18 protein-coding genes are annotated in these 17,581 nt (G+C 58.8%); 9 read left to right on the top strand and 9 right to left on the bottom strand.

Translation table 11 applies throughout. The features are described 5' to 3' along the window. Positions 1–24 precede the first annotated feature (24 nt). The 3 genes from bufB to DL88_RS02530 all read right to left on the bottom strand — a co-directional run bounded on the left by bufB (position 25) and on the right by DL88_RS02530 (position 1,678). Positions 25–894, bottom strand: a complete 870-nt coding sequence (gene bufB / locus DL88_RS02540; protein WP_156970921.1) for an MNIO family bufferin maturase — start codon at positions 892–894, stop codon at positions 25–27. 150 nt (positions 895–1,044) lie between these two features. Continuing rightward, complete coding sequence (locus DL88_RS02535; RefSeq protein ID WP_034991402.1) at positions 1,045–1,341, bottom strand: BufA1 family periplasmic bufferin-type metallophore; 297 nt, start codon at positions 1,339–1,341, stop codon at positions 1,045–1,047. 85 nt (positions 1,342–1,426) lie between these two features. Then, on the bottom strand, positions 1,427–1,678 hold the full coding sequence (locus DL88_RS02530) for a BufA1 family periplasmic bufferin-type metallophore (protein ID WP_034991401.1): 252 nt from the start codon (positions 1,676–1,678) through the stop codon (positions 1,427–1,429). A 181-nt stretch (positions 1,679–1,859) separates the two neighbouring features. Between DL88_RS02530 and DL88_RS02525 the strand changes: the two genes are divergently transcribed. The 5 genes from DL88_RS02525 to uppP all read left to right on the top strand — a co-directional run bounded on the left by DL88_RS02525 (position 1,860) and on the right by uppP (position 5,087). Further along, entirely contained in the window at positions 1,860–2,432 is a 573-nt protein-coding gene (locus tag DL88_RS02525) for a sigma-70 family RNA polymerase sigma factor (protein WP_034991400.1), read from the top strand. Next, positions 2,429–3,061: an NrsF family protein gene (locus DL88_RS02520; protein ID WP_034991399.1), complete on the top strand. Its 633-nt coding sequence runs from the start codon at positions 2,429–2,431 to the stop codon at positions 3,059–3,061. The genes DL88_RS02525 and DL88_RS02520 overlap by 4 nt, the downstream gene beginning before the upstream one ends. A gap of 104 nt (positions 3,062–3,165) precedes the next feature. Continuing rightward, the gene (gene grpE / locus DL88_RS02515) at positions 3,166–3,786 is read left to right on the top strand and encodes a nucleotide exchange factor GrpE (RefSeq protein ID WP_034991398.1); all 621 of its coding nucleotides are present in this window, start codon (positions 3,166–3,168) and stop codon (positions 3,784–3,786) included. A 45-nt stretch (positions 3,787–3,831) separates the two neighbouring features. Beyond that, positions 3,832–4,068, top strand: coding sequence for a hypothetical protein (locus DL88_RS20625; protein WP_034991396.1), 237 nt, complete (start codon positions 3,832–3,834; stop codon positions 4,066–4,068). Positions 4,069–4,211: 143 nt separating this feature from the next. Then, positions 4,212–5,087: an undecaprenyl-diphosphatase UppP gene (gene uppP / locus DL88_RS02505; protein ID WP_034991395.1), complete on the top strand. Its 876-nt coding sequence runs from the start codon at positions 4,212–4,214 to the stop codon at positions 5,085–5,087. A gap of 130 nt (positions 5,088–5,217) precedes the next feature. On the opposite strand, the gene DL88_RS02500 is transcribed toward uppP, so the two are convergent. After that, the gene (locus DL88_RS02500) at positions 5,218–6,216 is read right to left on the bottom strand and encodes a Tim44 domain-containing protein (protein ID WP_034991986.1); all 999 of its coding nucleotides are present in this window, start codon (positions 6,214–6,216) and stop codon (positions 5,218–5,220) included. Positions 6,217–6,768: 552 nt separating this feature from the next. On the opposite strand from DL88_RS02500, the gene fabA reads away from it, so the two are divergent. The 3 genes from fabA (at position 6,769) to fabI (ending at position 9,851) form a co-directional block, all read left to right on the top strand. Next, positions 6,769–7,308 (top strand): 3-hydroxyacyl-[acyl-carrier-protein] dehydratase FabA, encoded by a 540-nt coding sequence (fabA, locus tag DL88_RS02495; RefSeq protein ID WP_034991394.1) that lies wholly within the window; start codon positions 6,769–6,771, stop codon positions 7,306–7,308. A gap of 451 nt (positions 7,309–7,759) precedes the next feature. Then, the gene (gene fabB, locus DL88_RS02490) at positions 7,760–8,983 is read left to right on the top strand and encodes a beta-ketoacyl-ACP synthase I (RefSeq protein ID WP_034991393.1); all 1,224 of its coding nucleotides are present in this window, start codon (positions 7,760–7,762) and stop codon (positions 8,981–8,983) included. 28 nt (positions 8,984–9,011) lie between these two features. Then, complete coding sequence (gene fabI, locus DL88_RS02485) at positions 9,012–9,851, top strand: enoyl-ACP reductase FabI (protein WP_034991982.1); 840 nt, start codon at positions 9,012–9,014, stop codon at positions 9,849–9,851. A 50-nt stretch (positions 9,852–9,901) separates the two neighbouring features. Here the strand turns inward: fabI and DL88_RS02480 are convergent, their stop codons facing one another. The 5 genes from DL88_RS02480 to cpdR form a co-directional block, all read right to left on the bottom strand. Next, positions 9,902–11,605, bottom strand: coding sequence for a DUF4236 domain-containing protein (locus tag DL88_RS02480; RefSeq protein ID WP_084704832.1), 1,704 nt, complete (start codon positions 11,603–11,605; stop codon positions 9,902–9,904). Between the two features lie 153 nt (positions 11,606–11,758). Then, a complete protein-coding gene (locus tag DL88_RS02475) occupies positions 11,759–12,646 on the bottom strand; it encodes a tetratricopeptide repeat protein (protein ID WP_051955506.1) in 888 nt (295 codons plus the stop codon). A 378-nt stretch (positions 12,647–13,024) separates the two neighbouring features. Further along, positions 13,025–13,264 (bottom strand): 30S ribosomal protein S21, encoded by a 240-nt coding sequence (gene rpsU / locus DL88_RS02465; protein WP_034991389.1) that lies wholly within the window; start codon positions 13,262–13,264, stop codon positions 13,025–13,027. Positions 13,265–13,551: 287 nt separating this feature from the next. After that, on the bottom strand, positions 13,552–14,838 hold the full coding sequence (locus DL88_RS02460; RefSeq protein ID WP_245270590.1) for a lytic murein transglycosylase: 1,287 nt from the start codon (positions 14,836–14,838) through the stop codon (positions 13,552–13,554). Between the two features lie 128 nt (positions 14,839–14,966). Then, on the bottom strand, positions 14,967–15,350 hold the full coding sequence (gene cpdR / locus DL88_RS02455; RefSeq protein WP_034991972.1) for a cell cycle two-component system response regulator CpdR: 384 nt from the start codon (positions 15,348–15,350) through the stop codon (positions 14,967–14,969). A gap of 467 nt (positions 15,351–15,817) precedes the next feature. Between cpdR and DL88_RS02445 the strand changes: the two genes are divergently transcribed. Further along, a complete protein-coding gene (locus tag DL88_RS02445; RefSeq protein ID WP_034991386.1) occupies positions 15,818–16,789 on the top strand; it encodes an N-formylglutamate amidohydrolase in 972 nt (323 codons plus the stop codon). The last annotated feature ends 792 nt before the right edge of the window (positions 16,790–17,581 follow it).

Here is a 17,581-nt window from a genome sequence, read left to right as displayed (position 1 = left end):
GCCCTGTCTCGCTCCCACCCTGTCTCAGGCAGCCTCTCGCCTTGTCGATGCAGCATCGAGGATAGCGCCAGCACGTTCGGCCTCACGACGCAGTACCGGCCAGTCAGGCACATGATTGTCCCATTCGACGAGAGTCGGCAGCGGCCCTCTTTGCGCGATGATCCCGGCGAAGAGTTCCCATACCGGTTCGGCGACAGCCTCCGCATGGGCATCGAGCGCCAATGTCACGTCATCGGGCATATCGGGAAAGTTCTTCGCGATGACATGGCCGCTCAAATGAATCTCCCCGACATGATCGAAAGGGAAATCCGCCAGATAGACGTGCGGGTCCTGCCGGTGATTATAGGCTGCAACGAAGACATTGGTGATATCGAGCAGCAATCCACATCCCGTACGCCGGGCTATTTCCGCCAGAAAATCGGTTTCGGGGATCTCGCTGTCCTCAAACAAAAGGTAGCTCGCGGGATTTTCGATGAGGATCCGTCGTTTGAAGGAAGATTGTATCTGATCGACATGGGCCGCGACCTGATCCAGCCGCTCCTGCGTATAGGGGATCGGCAGGAGATCGTTGTAGAAAACACCATCATGGCTCGACCAGGCGAGATGTTCGGAAAAACTCTCGGGTTGGTAGCGGTCGCATAGGTGTTTCACGCGCGCCAGATGGTTCTTGTCAAGCGCCTGAGGCGAACCGACGGACAGGCCGACACCATGAATCGACAATGCGTAATCGCTACGCAGACGGTTCAATTGCGCATGCGGAGGACCGCCAGCGCCGAGATAATTCTCGGCATGGATTTCGATGAAGCCAATCGGTTGCGGCTCCACCTCGATCGCCCGAAAATGGTCTGGCTTGAAACCCACGCCAGCAAGCGCCGGCAGGGAAGAATGCAACAAACGCGGCATAGACATGACAATGTTTCCTGCGGATTGTTCCCCGGAAGCGATTGTGGCTGGAGAGTGAGGGAGAGAGAAGAGGGCGGCGAAGCCGGCAGGCCCTGCCGCGCCCGCGCCTCCCTTTTCGACAGGAATCGTGGCCGTCCTCGATCAGACCGGGCGCTTGACCGGCGTCAGGGAGCCTGGACCATAGGGCGTCTTCATCGTGGTACATGTGCCCTTCGCCACGAGTTTCCAGGAATTGCCCTGGTAATCGACATGGGATGTTCCGGCGCAGGTGGTACCGGGTCCCGCCGCGCAATCATTCTGGCCCTTGAGGGCAACGCCCCAGCATTTTTCCTTGCTCTCTTCAGCGGCGGAGGCGGCAGCACCCAGGACAGTGAGCGCGGCGGCAAAGGAGGCGGCAAAAGCAATTGTTCTGTGTGCGGATACAGAGGAATTCGACATTGATCTTTTCCTTTCGGATACATCGATCTATCAGACATCAAACACCGGCTACAGGTGAAGAAGCCCGATGATGAGGAGAAAACGTTCAGGCCTTATGCGGCTTCAGCGAGCCCTTGATCGTCGTGCAGGTTCCCTTCGCCACTTCCTTGAACGAGCTCTTGTCGAAATCCACGGTGGACTGGCCGGCGCATGCATGGGCGCCGCTGGCGCAATCATTCTGGCCCTTGAGGGCAATGCCGTAACATTTTTCCTTGTCCGCCGCCTGAGCGACCGACGCCGTCAACAATGTCAGAGCCGTGGCGAACGAGCCGGCGAGCGTTATCATACGATGATCCATGGTGGTTCCTTTCCGATGCAAATGGTGATCATGAACGGGATAATGCGTTCATGCCCCATTCTTCGCGGAAACCCGGCCCGGCGTTACGGAGTCCGCCGCGAAAAAATCTTCGGCACTCCATTCATTCTTTTCGAAAAGACGTGTAACGGTTGCGGCGGCGTAAACGAAGGACCCTAAAGGCGTGACGCATAGCGAACCGGAGGAACAATGGGCGGCATGGATGCGCCTTGCCCTCGATGGCGACGGCGATGCCTATCGCCGAGTGCTCGCTGCCATCACACCCTATGTGCGTGCGCAAACCCGCAATCGTTTCAAGCGTTTGGGAATCGATCGGCTGGGCCGCGACGGCGTAGACCCCGAGGATGTCGTGCAGGAAATCCTTCTTGCGGTGCATCTCAAACGGCATACATGGGATATGGAACGGCCGATCGGCCCCTGGCTCGCGGCGATTACCCGGCACAAGGTGATCGACACATTGCGCCGCAGGGGCTACCGTTCTGATGTTCCGATTGAGGATGTCGCCAATGTGCTGCCTGTCGAGGCGGCGGAAGACGGATTGGACGGCCGCGACCTCGACCGCATGCTGGAAAGGCTGAACGATCGGCAGCGCGATATCGTTCAGTCGATTTCGATGCGGGGCAATTCGGTGCGGGAAACCGCCGAGCGATTGAACATGAGCGACGGCGCGGTGCGCGTCGCCCTCCATCGCGCATTGAAGAGTCTGGCCCTTTTGTTTCGGAGTGATCCCGCTTGAAGACCGATGAGCTGATAGAGAGCCTGGTTGCCGATGAAGCCGCCGCCCCGGTGCGGCCGGGCGCGGCTTTGGCCCTGTCAGTTCTCGCCGGCGCGCTGATCGCCGCCGTGCTGTTTTTCGTCGCCATCAGGCCGCGGCCGGACATTGCCGACGCCGCGCATCATATCCGCTTTCTCTTCAAATTCGTCGCGACGGCGAGCCTTGCCACAACCGCCCTCTGCCTGATTCTGCCACTCGCGCAACCGGGCGCTACGTTGCATCGCGCGGTTCTCGCCGTCGCGCCGGTTCTTCTTGGTCTTGCCTGTATCGCCGAGCTTCTGGCAGTCCCTTCCGCCGAATGGGGAACACGTCTCGTCGGCACTAATGCGCGTTTCTGCCTCACCTTGATCCCGCTTCTATCGCTGGGGCCGCTCGCCTGCTTCCTCTGGCTCATGCGCTGGTGCGCGCCGACAGCCCCCGGATTTGCCGGCCTCGCAGCCGGCCTCGCGGCGAGCGGCATTGGCGCGACCTTTTATGCAGCGCATTGCACCGACGACAGCCCGCTCTTCGTTACGGTATGGTATTCTTTGGCGACGGCTCTCGTCGCCACGGCAGGCTTTTATCTCGGCCGGCGTTATTTGCGCTGGTAAGCGCGCATTGCGCGAGAAACCTGACCTTCGGCGTGTCGGCGCTTGATTTTTACCGCCGGGAAACAGATATCCGGGATGAGTTTTTCAATTCTCGAAGAGAGACGATGACAGAATCGACCAACAACGAGGGCGCTTCGGGACACACGACCCGCAATCAATCCGCCGTTGACCCGACGACCGAGGAAGTGGCGGCGGTCTTTAACGATCCGGGTGCCCAGGCTCCGGCCGGAGAGCCAGATCCTTTTGTCGTTCTCGAGAATCTCCAGCTCGAGAACGCCGGGCTGAAGGACAAGGTGCTGCGCACCTATGCCGATATGGAAAACATGCGCCGCCGTTCCGAAAAGGAAGTGGCCGACGCCAAAATCTATGGCGTGACCTCCTTTGCCCGCGACATGCTGACTTTCGCCGACAATCTGCATCGGGCGATCGAAAGCCTGCCGGCAGACGTCCGCCAGGGTCTCGACGGACCGCTGAAGACTTTTGTCGAAGGCATTGAATTGACCGAGCGCGATTTTCTTTCCCGCATCGCCAAATATGGCGTCAAGAAAATCGAGGCTGTGGGCAATAAATTCAATCCCAACCAGCAGGAAGCCCTGTTCGAGATCCCCGATGAAAACGTCCCCAGCGGCACCGTTCTTCAGGTCGTCGAGGATGGCTATGTGATCGGCGAGAGGGTGCTGCGTCCAGCCAAGGTCGGCGTGTCCCGCGGCGGTCCCAAAGCCTGAGGCGGAAGGCCGGCACGCAGCGTTCGTGCAAACCAGGAAACAGATTTGCAAAGGCCGGAAGCGTCCAAAGCTTCCGGCCTTTTTCGTCATGCCAAGAGGCAAGATCTTTTGGCCAAGCCGCTCAATGCCGTAATCTTGACGTTTCAGTCGGAAAATCTGGAAGCGATGGAAAGACCTGACGCATCTTGCGTTTCGGACCTTTCCGATCACCGCTGGAGCATTTTCCATGACGTTGAATCGCTTTGCGATTCCACCTCTTTGAAAATACTTTCATTTTCCTGAATGAGGCGTTTCTGGAAATATCCGAAACGCCTCATGTTCCCTTTGTCTTGAGCTCCGCTTCTCTCTAAAACCGGAACGGCTCCAGCCGGAATGGCTCCGGTAAAGCCTCTCCGCCTCGTTCCCACCTTCCAGGAAGATCATCTATGGCAAGCGCCTGTACTCAAGGGCTCGATACGGGTTTCGTCGCGCTCGGCTATGCGAAAGTCGCCGTTCTCGGCGTGGTGCAAGGATTGACCGAACTCCTGCCGATTTCCTCGACGGCGCATATGCGGATCGTTCCGGCTCTACTCGGCTGGCAGGATCCCGGCTCCGCCTTTTCCGCCGCGATGCAGCTTGCGGCACTGGTCGCGGTCATCACCTATTTCTGGTCGGATGTCCGCGGCCTCGTCTTCGGTTCCCTCGGAGCCGTAGCGCGGCGCGATTTCCGCGACTGGAATTTCCGCTTCGCCGTCTGGATCATCCTCGCCACCGTGCCGATCGTGATTGCCGGCGTCGTGTTCTCTTCGGTTCTCAATTCCTGCGGCTCGCCGCTGCGGACCCTGAACGTGATCGGCGTTTCCTGTCTCGTCATGGGCGCGCTGCTCGCCGTCGCGGAATATTATGCCCGGCACAAGCGCACACTCGACCAGGTGACACTGAAGGACACGATGATCGTCGGGCTTGCCCAATGCGGCGCGCTGATTCCCGGCGTTTCCCGTTCCGGTTCAACGCTGACGGCCGCGCTGTTCCTCGACATGCAGCGCGAGGAAGCCGCTCGTTTCTCCTTCCTTCTCGGCCTGCCGGCCATTGCTGCGGCGGGTTTCAAGGAGCTCTGGGAACTTCACAAGGCGCATCTCGACGCGCAAGGGTGGTCGGTTTTGGCGGTCGGGCTCGCCGTTGCTTCGGTATCGGCCTTCGTGGCGATCTGGAGCCTTCTGCATATTCTGGAACGCTATTCGGCCTGGCCCTTCGTGATCTACCGCTTCCTGCTCGGCCTGTTCCTGCTGATAGCGGTCGCGATCGGCCTGCTGCCGAATTAGCAAATAAGGGCTCTGGAGCCCTGCGAACGGCTGCGCCACTATGATCGTCAGCCTGCGAAAGAAAAAAGCTCCGGACCCTGAAAGTCCGGAGCTTTTATTTGATTTATCTCTGCAAAACGCCCGGTTCCATTCAGGACTGTTGCTGAATGCCCGAGAGTTTCCAATCGGCCGGGCCCGCGCCGAGCGGCCGCGTGAAGGTCCAGATTTCCGTCACCTCTTCCGGTGTCCCACCGGAAACGATACATCCGCTCGCCCGTTCGATCATCCGGTCGACCAGGGTGTAACGCATGGCCACAGTGGCATAGTCGGCGTTGGCCTCCCGCCAGGATTCGGCGACATCGCCCTGCAGCAATTTCACGTCACTGATCTTGTTGACGAGGCCTTTGGTCGCATTGGCGGCGATTTCCTCGGCGAAATAAGACGCCATTTCCGGCGTCACCATCATCCGCAGAGTGTTCAGATCTTCGTTGCTATAAGCCGCCTGGATCGCGGCGAGCTTTTGCTCGAAAGCGCTGTAATCGGCGGTCTCGATAGGCAAAGGCTGGTCTCCATTGCCCTGACGGCCAAAACCGAAGCCACCGAAACCGCCCGCCTGCGGACCATTACCGGAAGCACCGGGCGCATTGCCGCCCTGATAGGCCGAGGACTGCGGGCCGCCTTGAGAGCCATTTTGGAAGGCTGGCTGACGGTTGCGCAGAAAGCTCATGACCAGCCTGAATACGAGATAGAGGAGGCCGATCTGGAGGATGAGACCAAACAGCGACATGCCCGAGCCGAGACCGCCGAACATGCCGTGGCCGAATAGCAGGCCAAAGAGGCCGGCACCGAGGAAACCGCCAAGCAGGCCGCGTCCGAATCCGCCTGAGAAGAATCCGCCCGGACGCATGGCGCCCCCCATCGCTCCGCCCATGCCAGGCCGGACCGTGCCTTGGTTAGGAGATGTCATCGACCTTTGAAAAGGCGAAGCACCACGCGGCGCCGTCTGCGTCATGGAAGGGGCGCTGAAAGTCCGCCCGCCACGGCTGCCGAACGAGCCGCCGCCGCCGGGACGCGCCATGGCTTCCCCGGTGCAGCCCAGCGCAAGCAGGCCGATGAAAAAAGCATTCAAGATTTTTTGGCGTAAAGACATCGTTCCATCCCAGGAAAGCGCCAATTGACGCATCCGACCCTTTATATGGGTAGCATTGCCGGAAATGCCAATGTCGTTCGAGTAGGAGACCCAAGCCCGCGACAGCATCAAAGAGGATCATGGACCGCTCTTTTTTGAATAATTTGACGCATTTCCGAAGAAATCGAACATTCTTTTCGATGAGCCCGGCGCATTGCTCGAAAAACGGGCCCGATTATCCTATAATTAACATGTGGACGCTTTCAGCCTCCGCGACCCTGTGTTAGAAGGCCCAAAATCTGTTCCGGCCGGCGCCCACATATACTGCTTACCAAACCGCGCTGCATCAGCCGATCCACCGAATCAGCTTCGACAAACATGCTGATCCCCGGCCTGCAGGTAGCAAGGTTCGACGGCTGGGTTCGGCGGAAAAGCCGAACGGCGCATGCTGATGATGCATGCTAATGAGTGGGTTCCTTCCTTCATCTCGAAGGCTTCGGACGGGTGCGGCTTGGACTTCACGCGGGGTTTCCAGGCCGGATTGGCGTTTCGCATGGAAGAAATTGGTTCATAATGGGCGAAAATATCAGCGAACGGCGTTCCAGCTTCGAATATGAAGACCTCCTTGCCTGCGGACGCGGCGAACTCTTCGGGCCGGGCAACGCGCAGCTGCCATTGCCGCCGATGCTGATGTTCGACAGGATCGCGATGATTTCCGAAAGCGGTGGCGCGAGTGGCAAGGGCGAGATTCGCGCCGAATTCGCGGTGCGGCCCGATCTCTGGTTCTTCGATTGTCATTTCAAGAACGACCCCGTCATGCCGGGCTGCCTCGGTCTCGATGCGCTTTGGCAATTGCTCGGCTTCTATCTCGGCTGGCTGGGCCTGCCCGGCCGCGGCCGGGCGCTCGGAGTCGGCGAGGTGAAATTCTCCGATCAGGTCCTGCCGACGGTCAAGCGCGTCATTTATGGCGTCGATCTGAAACGCGTCTTCAAGACCAAACTGGTGCTCGGTATCGCCGATGGCTGGCTCGAAGCCGACGGCACCCGAATCTATGAAGCCAAGGATCTCAAGGTCGGCCTGTTCCGGGCTGCCGAAGCACCAGCCTCCGCCTGAATCCAACGCGTGCTCATCGCTTTCACTGGAACCTCTTCGGATCAAACGGGCCTTGCGAGAGCCGCTCCATAGCCAAAAGTCCTGCCGACTCTGGTCTCTCCTGCCGCTATAGGCCCTCATATTGGCCATCGTATCGATCACTCCGGAAATTGGGGAGAGCATCGGCTCCCTGGCATGAGGGCCGCTCGGCACACAATTCAGCCTGAGAGTCGACGCAAGAATGCGGTCGGAATCATACGAGCCCTAGAGCATTTCCGATCCCGGTGAATCGCTTCGCGATTTCATTTCTTTGAAAATGCTCTGACTTTTTCATGTGGAGCGGTTCGGAAACATCCGAACCTGCTCCAGGATCATACAACTCCCAAGATCGTGCGAGCCTGTGGGAGCAGCGATACACCGGAGCGGGCGGCTGTGGTTTGCAGAGCCTTCGCCAAAGGAAGGGAGATGAAGAATGAGGCGCGTCGTCGTGACCGGAATGGGGATCGTATCCTCCATCGGCAACACGAGCCAGGAAGTGCTTGCCTCCCTGCGTGAGGCGAAGTCGGGAATCGTGCGGGCCGACCGCTATGCGGAACTTGGTTTTCGCAGCCAGGTTCACGGCGCACCGACACTTGATCCGAGCACCATGCTCGACCGCCGCGCGATGCGTTTTCACGCCGGCGGCACTGCCTGGAATCATGTCGCCATGGATCAGGCGATCCTCGACGCAGGCCTCGAGGTTTCCGAAGTCTCGAACCCGCGCACGGGCATCATCATGGGTTCAGGCGGCCCCTCTACCCGCACCATTGTCGAAGCAGCGGACATCACGCGCGAAAAGGGTCCCAAAAAGATCGGCCCCTTCGCCGTGCCGAAAGCCATGTCCTCGACGGCTTCCGCGACGCTCGCCACCTGGTTCAAGATCAAGGGCGTCAATTATTCCATCTCCTCGGCCTGCGCCACATCGAACCATTGCATCGGCAATGCCTATGAAATGATTCGTTATGGCAAGCAGGACGTCATGTTCGCCGGTGGCTGCGAGGAACTCGACTGGACCCTCTCGGTCCTGTTCGACGCCATGGGCGCCATGGCGTCGGCCTATAATGACCGGCCGGCCGTCGCCTCGCGCGCCTATGACAAGAACCGCGATGGTTTCGTCATCGCCGGAGGCGCCGGGGTTCTCGTGCTCGAAGATCTGGAACACGCCCGTGCGCGTGGCGCGAAAATCTATGGCGAGATCGTCGGCTACGGTCTCACATCCGATGGACACGACATGGTGGCGCCTTCCGGCGAAGGCGCGGTGCGCTGCATGCGCATGGCACTCGAGGACGTCAAACTGCCGATCGATTACATCAATCCGCATGCGACCTCGACCGGCGTCGGCGATCTCAAGGAGATCGAGGCCATCCGTGAAGTGTTCGGCTCCGGCGATAAAAGCCCGCCGATTTCCGCCACCAAATCTCTGACCGGCCATTCTCTCGGCGCGACCGGCGTGCAGGAGGCCATCTACTGCCTTTTGATGATGCAGAGCGGATTCATCTGCGAAAGCGCCAATATCGAGGAACTCGATCCAGCTTTCGCCGACATGGATATCGTGCGGGCACGCCGCGACAATGTCTCCCTGCGTACGGTCCTGTCGAATTCCTTCGGCTTCGGCGGCACCAATGCCACCCTCGTCTTCAAACATGTCGATGCTTGAGAACGCGGGACCGGCGGAAGGCCGGCAGATGCAGGGATTGATGGCCGGCAAGCGTGGCCTGATCATGGGGGTCGCCAACGATCATTCGATCGCCTGGGGCATCGCCAAGGCGGTGGCGGCGCAAGGCGCCAGCCTCGCCTTCACTCATCAGGGCGAGGCGCTCGGCAAGCGTGTGCGACCCTTGGCTGAAAAGCTCGGCAGCACATTGGTATTGCCCTGCGATGTCGAGGATCTCGCCTCCGTCGATGCGCTCTTCACCCGGCTGGAAGCGGAATGGGGCGGCCTCGATTTCATCGTCCATGCGATCGCTTATTCCGATCGAAATGAATTGAAGGGCCGATACGCCGATACGACGCGTGAGAATTTCTCGCGTACCATGCTGATTTCCGCCTTTTCCTTCACGGAAATCGCCAAACGCGCGGCAGCCCTGATGCAGCAGGGCGGCAGCATGCTGACCTTGACCTTCGGCGGTGCGACACGCGTCATGCCGAATTACAATGTCATGGGCGTGGCCAAGGCCGCACTCGAGGCCAGCGTCCGCTATCTCGCCGCGGATTACGGTCCGCAGAATATCCGCATCAATGCCATTTCGGCAGGGCCGGTGCGCACGCTCGCCGGCGCGGGCATAGCGGATGCCCGCTTCATGTTCAATTTCGAGAAGAAAAACGCACCGTTGCGGCGCACCGTCACCATCGAGGATATCGGCGGAGCCGCGCTCTACCTTCTCTCCGATCTCGCCAGCGGCACCACCGGCGAAATTCATTTCGTGGACGCCGGCTATAATATCATTTCCATGCCGCATCCGCGCGATGCGCAGGAACAGGGCTTTTCGGCCGATAACACGGAAACGGAAACAAAGGTGCGGTGACCGGAGCACCGGGGTTCAACACCGGTGATCGACGTCCTGTGCGCCCGGTTTCACGGTAGCCCCCGAAGCGCGCTCCTATGGACCCAGCCGAGGGGGTCATGAAAACCGGCTCTGAGCCAGGAACCATCGCGCTCGAAGATGATCACTTTGGTTCCCTGCGGCAGGACACGCAGAATTGCCGCATGGCGATCAGGTGCCGCTCTGACACTCACATTCTGACTGGCGATCATCTGTTCCCGATGCTCTTCGATCGAGGAAGCGAAGGGAACTGGTTGCTGACGCGATTCCTCAGCATTTTGGGATTTAACAGCACTATTTTGCTGATCACTTTTTGCAAACAGAGCATCCCCCGATCCCGCATTGCTGTCTTTCGCAGCCAAAACCGTGTTTTCACCCGACACAATGCTTTGCTGCGTCTGCAGCATATGGACATACAGAAACCCTGCCGTGGCTAGAATCGCTGGCACCAGATAGAATTCATAAGCCCCCCTCACATCCGGCAAGACCGGAAGAGAGGGGATGGAATCATCCATGGTGCCTGGTTCAACGCTCGGGGATGTTCCCTCTGCGGAGGAAGATTGGCCACTCTGCCGCCGCAGCGCATTCAAAAATCGCTGTAAGGCTTGAACAAATTCAATAGCCGCCTGGCAATCGCTGATCTGATAGGCTTCCATCAATCCTAGAGGCGTCGAAAAGCGGATTTCGCCATATTCGACGACGGGTATCTGGTAATTGCCGCTGAACCTCCGGTCCCGCGAGCCATCCTTATTCGCCTTCGCCCACGCCTGATCAACAATCTCGGTATCAGCGGGGATAGCTTCTGTTTCCAGAAAACGCGTCCTTGTGCAGCTCACTTCGAGATCATGGAGATCAATCAGAGCATAGTCCTTGTGATCCCTCGTCCGCATCAGCAAAAAGCCGGGAAAAAGATCGAGATCTCCCCCGTTAGCATTTTCGAAACGCATGCCCGGCTGTGCAGTAGCTATGAAGCTGTCAGCGACCGTATAAAATCTGACGAGCGTCCGGGTTATTGCCGTCGACGCGGTCATTCTCTCTCTGACGCGATCAAAGTCGATCGCGGATGTGATATCCCAAACCCTGCAGGCTCCGGCCAAGACAGCGTGAGCGGCGGCGGTTTGCGACCACAGCGCGAGGCATTCTTCGTCGAGATTGACATCGATGCGAATACTGGTGGCAGCGATCGCTCGCGCCACCTTTCCAGCTTCCTCTTCTGCAGCGAGATAGGCCTCACGCACAGCCGGTAGAAAAGGCCGCATGAAGAGCCGAAGGGGAAGCTGTTCGCGCCGCCTTAGACGCCGCCACGCTTTTTCGCGACTATCAAGAGCCGCGGCAAAATCTGCATTCAAGACGGCCAGCTGCTGCGCCGCCTCGTTGATGAGAGCCTTCAGTCCTTGCCAATCCGGGCTTGTCAGGCTGGCAACATCGGCGCTACGAATTTCCCCGTCGCACTGGTCCTGAGGCTCGACATTAACCTCAGACGGGCCGCCGAGAAATGGCGTCGTCGAAAGGGGCAGTTGTACATTGGCAAGCGACGGATTTCGTCTTTCCGCGCGGCCAAATGCATGCCGATAGGAAAGCCCCGTACCGGGAAGCCCCAATGTCAACAGGCTCCGGCGATGACCGAAATTCAGCGTAGCCCCTGGGACACCAGCACTGACGCTCACGCCTGATTTACTGAAATTAAGATGCACGCCTGGGAACAGGCGAACTGATCGGTGGAAACGGAAACCCATGAGTCGCCTCGCTTCCCTATGCAAGGAAAACGGATAGCGCCAAAGTCCGCTTATGCCAAAGCCGGCGCACCATTCACCAGCAGCTCCCGACAATCGGGAAGAAATCGCACCCAGCTGCACTCCGATCTCGTACCTAGACCGTCGCTGGGCTCATTAGCCTCGACCGACCCGGCCTGCGCCTTCCCTGGCGAGACTGTTGTTCGGATCGAAGGCGAGCGCACGTTGATAGGATTCCGCAGCCTTGGTGCGATTGCCCGCCTTCTCATAGGCGAGACCGAGCCCTGCCCAAGCGTCCGGATTTCTATTATTGACATGCAGAGCTGCGTTGAAATCCTCGATTGCCTTGTCATATTGACCGATCGCAATCAGGCTCTGGCCACGCGCCTGATAGGGCGCGCTGGCGAAGGGATCACGGTCGATCGCATTGTCGAAATCCGTAATGGCCTGGGCATGGTTGCCTTCACGCTGATAGATCAGGCCGCGCGCATGAAAGGCCTGCGCACTTTCCGGATGCAGGCGAATCGCCTGATCGAGATCGGACTTGGCCTGTTCCAGATTACCCTGCGTCCGCAGGAGATTGGCGCGGCCGAGATAGGCCGGCGCATGGTTCGGATTGACCTCGATCGCACGGTTGAAATCAGAGAGCGCGGCATCGTTGCGGTTGATCTGCCGATAGGCGAGCGCGCGGTTGGTCAGAGCCGCGGAATTATTCGGATCGAGCTTGATCGCCTGCGAGAAATCACCAATCGCCTCGGAAAACTTGCCGAGTTTGGCATAGGCCACGCCACGCGTATCATAAGCTTCCGAAGATTGCGGATTGCGCGCAATGACATCATTGAGCGAGGCCAGATTGGCTGAGGCTTCCTGCGGTGTCTGATGCGCGATTTCGGCAATCCCAGCGCCCCGCATTCCGGAAACGCCATCCGAGCCGCAGCCGGCCAAGCCCATGCTGGCGACGAGAAGCCCGATGCGGATCGCATCGCCGGATTTGCATTGCGCCAGAAAGAAAGTCGGCTGGCGCCGCACCAATGACCTGAGCATGAATGACTTTGCCATCAGGGATTTGGGCATCAAGGATTTGGGCGCCGTCAAAATGGGCAATAATACCACGGAAATTCGCGATGCCGCGCTAAAGGTGTCCTGTCGCATGCCGATCCTGATCCATTATCAGGCCGCCGGAAGGGGCCCCAGGCGCCAGCATGATCGCTGGTACGCCCAAAATTGATCATGCCTTGATAAAGGCAGAATTCCTAAAAAGAAACAGGGCTGAAATGTGTCTGACCGAGGAGGCCGGAAGGACACCCGGACGGGTAGAAGCCCATACCAAATTCACCCTGAAAGCGGTTCCGCCTTCAGGGTGAATTCAAACAGGAACCCCGCTGGAGAAGCGTGGTGGAAATGGCTCAGCGCATGCCCGTCTCAGCGCATGCCCGTCATGGGCTTCTGCTTCATGGGCAGGAGACCCTCACGCTGCATTTTCTTGCGTGCCAGCTTGCGGGCGCGCCGCACGGCCTCGGCTTTCTCCCGCGCGCGCTTCTCGGAAGGCTTCTCGTAATAGCCGCGAAGCTTCATTTCACGGAAGATGCCCTCGCGCTGCATCTTCTTCTTGAGCGCCTTGAGGGCCTGATCGACATTATTATCGCGAACGAGAACTTGCACGCATTGGTCCTTATGAAATGGCCGCCCCGCCGCACGGCGGACATGCCAGATAAGAGGGGAATTCTGGTTCTTCGGCGAAACGCGTCTCAGTCACTCTGAAGGGTCAGGCGACTCGGGCAGAACGCACCGGAGAGGAGCGATGCGGATACCAGACTTGGAGTTTTTTGTCCAGTATCCACAGGTTCTTCGGCGAGGAATCGCGCAAAGGGCCAATTCTGCGCCGGTATCCCTGTCAGGCCCAGTGCAGGAAGGCTTTGAAGGCAATCTGTGGGTTATTTACCCGGCTCTCACTGCCTGAGAGCCGAAAGAACCTTGGCACCGGCGCGGCCGTTCGCCGGCAGGCCCTGGCGCTGCTGGAAATCGCTGATTGCCTGCCGGCTCTTGGTGCCAATCACGCCATCGGCCTTGCCGTCGAGATCATAGCCGCGCCGTATCAGCAAGGTCTGGAGCTCGCGCCGCTCGGCGCGGGAAAGACCGGGATCATCGGTCGGCCAGGCGGCGACGAGTCCCGGGCGGCCGCGTAGACGATTGGAAAGCAAAGCGATGGCGAGGGCATAGGATTCAGCGGCATTATAAGAATAGATCGCATCGAAATTGCGCGTCACCAGAAAGGCAGGTCCATTTGGCCCCGCCGGCAGCAGCAGCCCGGCATGCGCCGAACCGGCGATCGGCGCCCCATCAATGCGCCGCAGGCCACGCGCTGCCCAAGCACTCATCGGCTCCTTGCGGGTACGCCCAGAAGGACCGGCATAATGCGCCGGCAGGCTCACTTCGAAGCCCCAATCGAGGCCCGGCGTCCAGCCATGCTTGTGCAAATAGGCGGCGGTAGAGCCAATCGCGTCGGGAATGGAATTGATCAGATCGCGCCGCCCGTCGCCGTCGAGATCCACCGCCGTCGTCAGGAAAGTCGACGGCATGAACTGGGTGTGGCCGAAGGCTCCGGCCCAGGAACCGTTGAATTGGTTGGGTTCGATATCGCCCCTGTCGACGATTTTCACGGCCGCCAGCAATTCGCTGCGGAAATATTTCTGGCGGGGACCAGCGCAGGAGAGCGTCGCGAGCGATTTGATGACGGGCCGCGTTCCGAAACTGCGCCCGAAATCGGATTCGACGCCCCAGACCGCGGCAATGACTGCCCGCTCCACTCCGAATCGCTGCTCGGCCACGGCAAAGGTCCGGCTATTATGCTGCAGCATCCCGCGCCCGTCATCGACGCGCTCCTGATCAACAAGGCTCGCAAGATAATCCCAGATCGGCGTCTTGAATTCCGGCTGATTGGTCAGCAGCGGCAGAATTTCCGGATCATAACGCAGGCCGTCGACGGTTTTCGCCAGCGTCGCTTCCGAGATTCCATGCGCCCTGGCCTGCGCCCGCAGATCGGCGAGGCAATTCTGGAATTCATCCGCCCGCGCCGCGCCGCTTTGACAAAGCGGGACGGCAAAACCGATAGCAATGCCCAAGGTCAGGCCCAAGACCGACAGAAGAGCTGAATGGCTTTTGCTTTTGCGCAACTCGATGCGCATCTGGGCGCGCGGCTGATCGAAGACCGGGCGGGAAGACGTGTCGCTCTTCACGGATTGCCTCCTCCTTCGGGCTTGTCCCTTGCTGGAATGTCTCTCGCAGAAAATTTCTCGCAAGCTGGTCTCTTGCCGGGTGCACGAGCGGAAACCAGGCCTGGATCGTGTCGGTTTAAGACAAAGTGTCAGGCAGCGAGCAGCCTCTGCACTTCATTGACCAGATCCCGCAGATGGAATGGTTTGGAAAGAACCTTTGCCTGTTTGGGAGCCTGGCTGTCGGAATTGAGCGCCACCGCTGCGAAACCGGTTATGAACATGACCTTGATATCGGGATCGAGTTCCGTAGCCCTCTTGGCGAGCTCAATCCCGTCCATCTCCGGCATGACGATGTCGGTCAACAGCAGTTCGAATGGTTCCTCACGCAGGCGATTATAGGCGGCGAGTCCATTGTCAAAGGATGACACCTCGAAACCAGCATTCTGGAGCGCCTTGGTGAGGAAGCGGCGCATGTCATTATCGTCTTCAGCGAGCAGGATTTTGCAATGATCGGGGAGAATTATGTCGTTCATGATGTGCCTCACAGGTGCCTCATCTGAACCCAGGCAGGTAAAAATCCGATGAATGAAGAATTCTTGAACGGCCAAAGCCGCTCACTTCGGATCGAGAAGGCTGCAGTCCCCCCATCCCGCTCGTCAAAAGTCTCTCGACGCAAATCCAGGGCCGCAAATCTGGCGCCGAAAGCCTCGCGCGAAACCGGGTCCCAGCAAGGACAGCGGCTCACCGATAAGGGTGGACAGACATGGGCGCAACTGCGACAGTGCGATGAAATCGGTGCCCTTGCAAGCAAATATCATCATGATCACTTTGGGCTTCGGGCCGAATGGAATGAGATCGTGGCTCCAGGGCGGGCAAAGTCTCCTCTCACTGCATTGGCCAGGAACTTCGCTCTGCCGTCGCGCGACGAATATGATCGCCACGATCAAAACGACGCCTCCTCTGCCGTGGCACGCAATGGGAGCGTTTTGAAAGCAAACACATGACTTCGGACGATTCCGCCAGAGAGACATATTGGACCGCGCGGGACCGCGAGACGCAGCCCCTCGACTTCGACCCTCCGTTCGAGGTGCTCGAACCCGCGACCCTCACCTCGCCACTGGTTTTTTCCTCACCGCATTCGGGCGCGGTCTATCCGCGCCGCTTTCTGGATCTGGCGCGGCTCGACGCCAATACATTGCGACGCTCCGAGGATGTCGCGGTCGATGAATTGTTCCAGGGTGCCGTTCGCCTCGGCGCGCCGCTCCTGCGTGCGCATTTCCCCCGCGCCTTTCTCGATGTCAACCGCGAACCCTATGAGCTCGATCCGAAAATGTTCGAGGGCAAGCTGCCAGTCTTTTCCAATACCCGCTCTCTTCGCGTCGCGGCTGGACTCGGGACGATTGCCCGGCTCGTCGGCGAATCGCAGGAAATCTATTCAGCGCGCCTCCCCGTCGAAGAAGCGATGCGGCGAATCGATCAGCTCTACAAACCCTATCATCGTGCCTTGAGAGCCCTGTTGGAACGCGCGGAAAGGACGTTCGGACTAGCGGTTCTGGTCGATTGTCATTCCATGCCCTCTTCGATCCAGACGGTCGGACAGCCTTTGGCACGCACCGCCAGCAATCGTCCCGATGCCGCGCGTCCGGATTTCGTTCTTGGCGATCGCTTCGGGACGAGTTGCGCGAGCGATCTCATGACGACGGTCGAACAGGCTCTGCGGGAAATGGGCTATCGCGTGCAGCGCAACAAGCCTTACGCGGGTGGCTTCATCACCGAACATTACGGCAAACCGGTCTCGCATTTTCACGCCCTGCAGATCGAGGTCAGCCGCGGCCTTTATATGAATGAGAAGAGTTTCGAGAAAATCGCGCGTTTTTCCTACATCGCCGACGATCTGACGAAGATGGTGGCCCTTTTAATGGCCCGGCTGGCGGATAGACGAGGCCAGGAGACTTCGCAAGCGGCGGAATGAAACCGGGCGGAATGAAAACCGCCTTAAGCGTTCCGGATCAATCCGGAAGCGATTCAAACCCACCGGAAAATACTCCAGAGCGAGATGGCCCAGACAAAGAAAAACCGCCTATGTTGCCATAAGCGGTCCAAGTCAAGGGAGGAAACGCCCAAGGAGGGCATCGGCAGCAACATCATTGCCGCACCGCAATAATATGCCTGTGCACCGCATCAAAAGCAAGAGCATTTTTGAAAAAATCAAAAATTCGCTCCGGAAACCGCCGCCACACCGTCAGCGCGGCCATAAAGAGGAAAAAATTCCGGAATGCAGCGGGAAAGACGCTAAACGAACAGGTAAAAGCTCGATGCGAGCGAAGGCGACCCAAAATGAAAGAGACCGCCTATGTTGCCATAAGCGGTCCAAGTCAAGGGAGGAAACGCCCAAGGAGGGCATCGGCGGCAACATCATTGCCGCACCGCAATAATATGCCTGTGCACCGCATCAAAAGCAAGAGCATTTTTGAAAAAATCAAAAATTCGCTCCGGAAAACCACCGCCACACCGTCAGCGTGACCATAAAGAGGGGAAAATTCCGGAATGCAGCGGGAAAGACGCTAAATGAACGGGTAAAAGCTTGATGCGAGCGAGGGAAGCCCAAAATGAAAAAGACCGCCTATGTTGCCATAAGCGGTCCAAGTCAAGGGAGGAAACGCCCAAGGAGGGCATCAGCGGCAACATCATTGCCGCACCGCAATAATATGCACCCTTGAAGCTTTATGCACAAGGAATTTGGAGTGGCTTTTGCTGCGACAAG

Origin of the sequence: Beijerinckia mobilis, from assembly GCF_000745425.1 — a bacterium.
In the GTDB taxonomy this organism is placed as follows: Bacteria; Pseudomonadota; Alphaproteobacteria; order Rhizobiales; family Beijerinckiaceae; genus Beijerinckia; species Beijerinckia mobilis.
This window is presented reverse-complemented; position numbering and strand designations above follow the sequence as displayed.

Excerpts from the sequence above, each read along its gene's own strand:
- DL88_RS02480 (WP_084704832.1), bottom strand. The coding sequence starts at position 11,605 with ATGGGTTTCCGTTTCCACCGATCAGTTCGCCTGTTCCCAGGCGTGCAT.
- uppP (WP_034991395.1), top strand. The coding sequence starts at position 4,212 with ATGGCAAGCGCCTGTACTCAAGGGCTCGATACGGGTTTCGTCGCGCTC.
- DL88_RS02475 (WP_051955506.1), bottom strand. The coding sequence starts at position 12,646 with ATGCTCAGGTCATTGGTGCGGCGCCAGCCGACTTTCTTTCTGGCGCAA.
- grpE (WP_034991398.1), top strand. The coding sequence starts at position 3,166 with ATGACAGAATCGACCAACAACGAGGGCGCTTCGGGACACACGACCCGC.
- DL88_RS02500 (WP_034991986.1), bottom strand. The coding sequence starts at position 6,216 with ATGTCTTTACGCCAAAAAATCTTGAATGCTTTTTTCATCGGCCTGCTT.
- fabB (WP_034991393.1), top strand. The coding sequence starts at position 7,760 with ATGAGGCGCGTCGTCGTGACCGGAATGGGGATCGTATCCTCCATCGGC.
- DL88_RS02535 (WP_034991402.1), bottom strand. The coding sequence starts at position 1,341 with ATGTCGAATTCCTCTGTATCCGCACACAGAACAATTGCTTTTGCCGCC.
- DL88_RS02445 (WP_034991386.1), top strand. The coding sequence starts at position 15,818 with ATGACTTCGGACGATTCCGCCAGAGAGACATATTGGACCGCGCGGGAC.
- DL88_RS02530 (WP_034991401.1), bottom strand. The coding sequence starts at position 1,678 with ATGGATCATCGTATGATAACGCTCGCCGGCTCGTTCGCCACGGCTCTG.
- fabI (WP_034991982.1), top strand. The coding sequence starts at position 9,012 with ATGCAGGGATTGATGGCCGGCAAGCGTGGCCTGATCATGGGGGTCGCC.
- cpdR (WP_034991972.1), bottom strand. The coding sequence starts at position 15,350 with ATGAACGACATAATTCTCCCCGATCATTGCAAAATCCTGCTCGCTGAA.
- fabA (WP_034991394.1), top strand. The coding sequence starts at position 6,769 with ATGGGCGAAAATATCAGCGAACGGCGTTCCAGCTTCGAATATGAAGAC.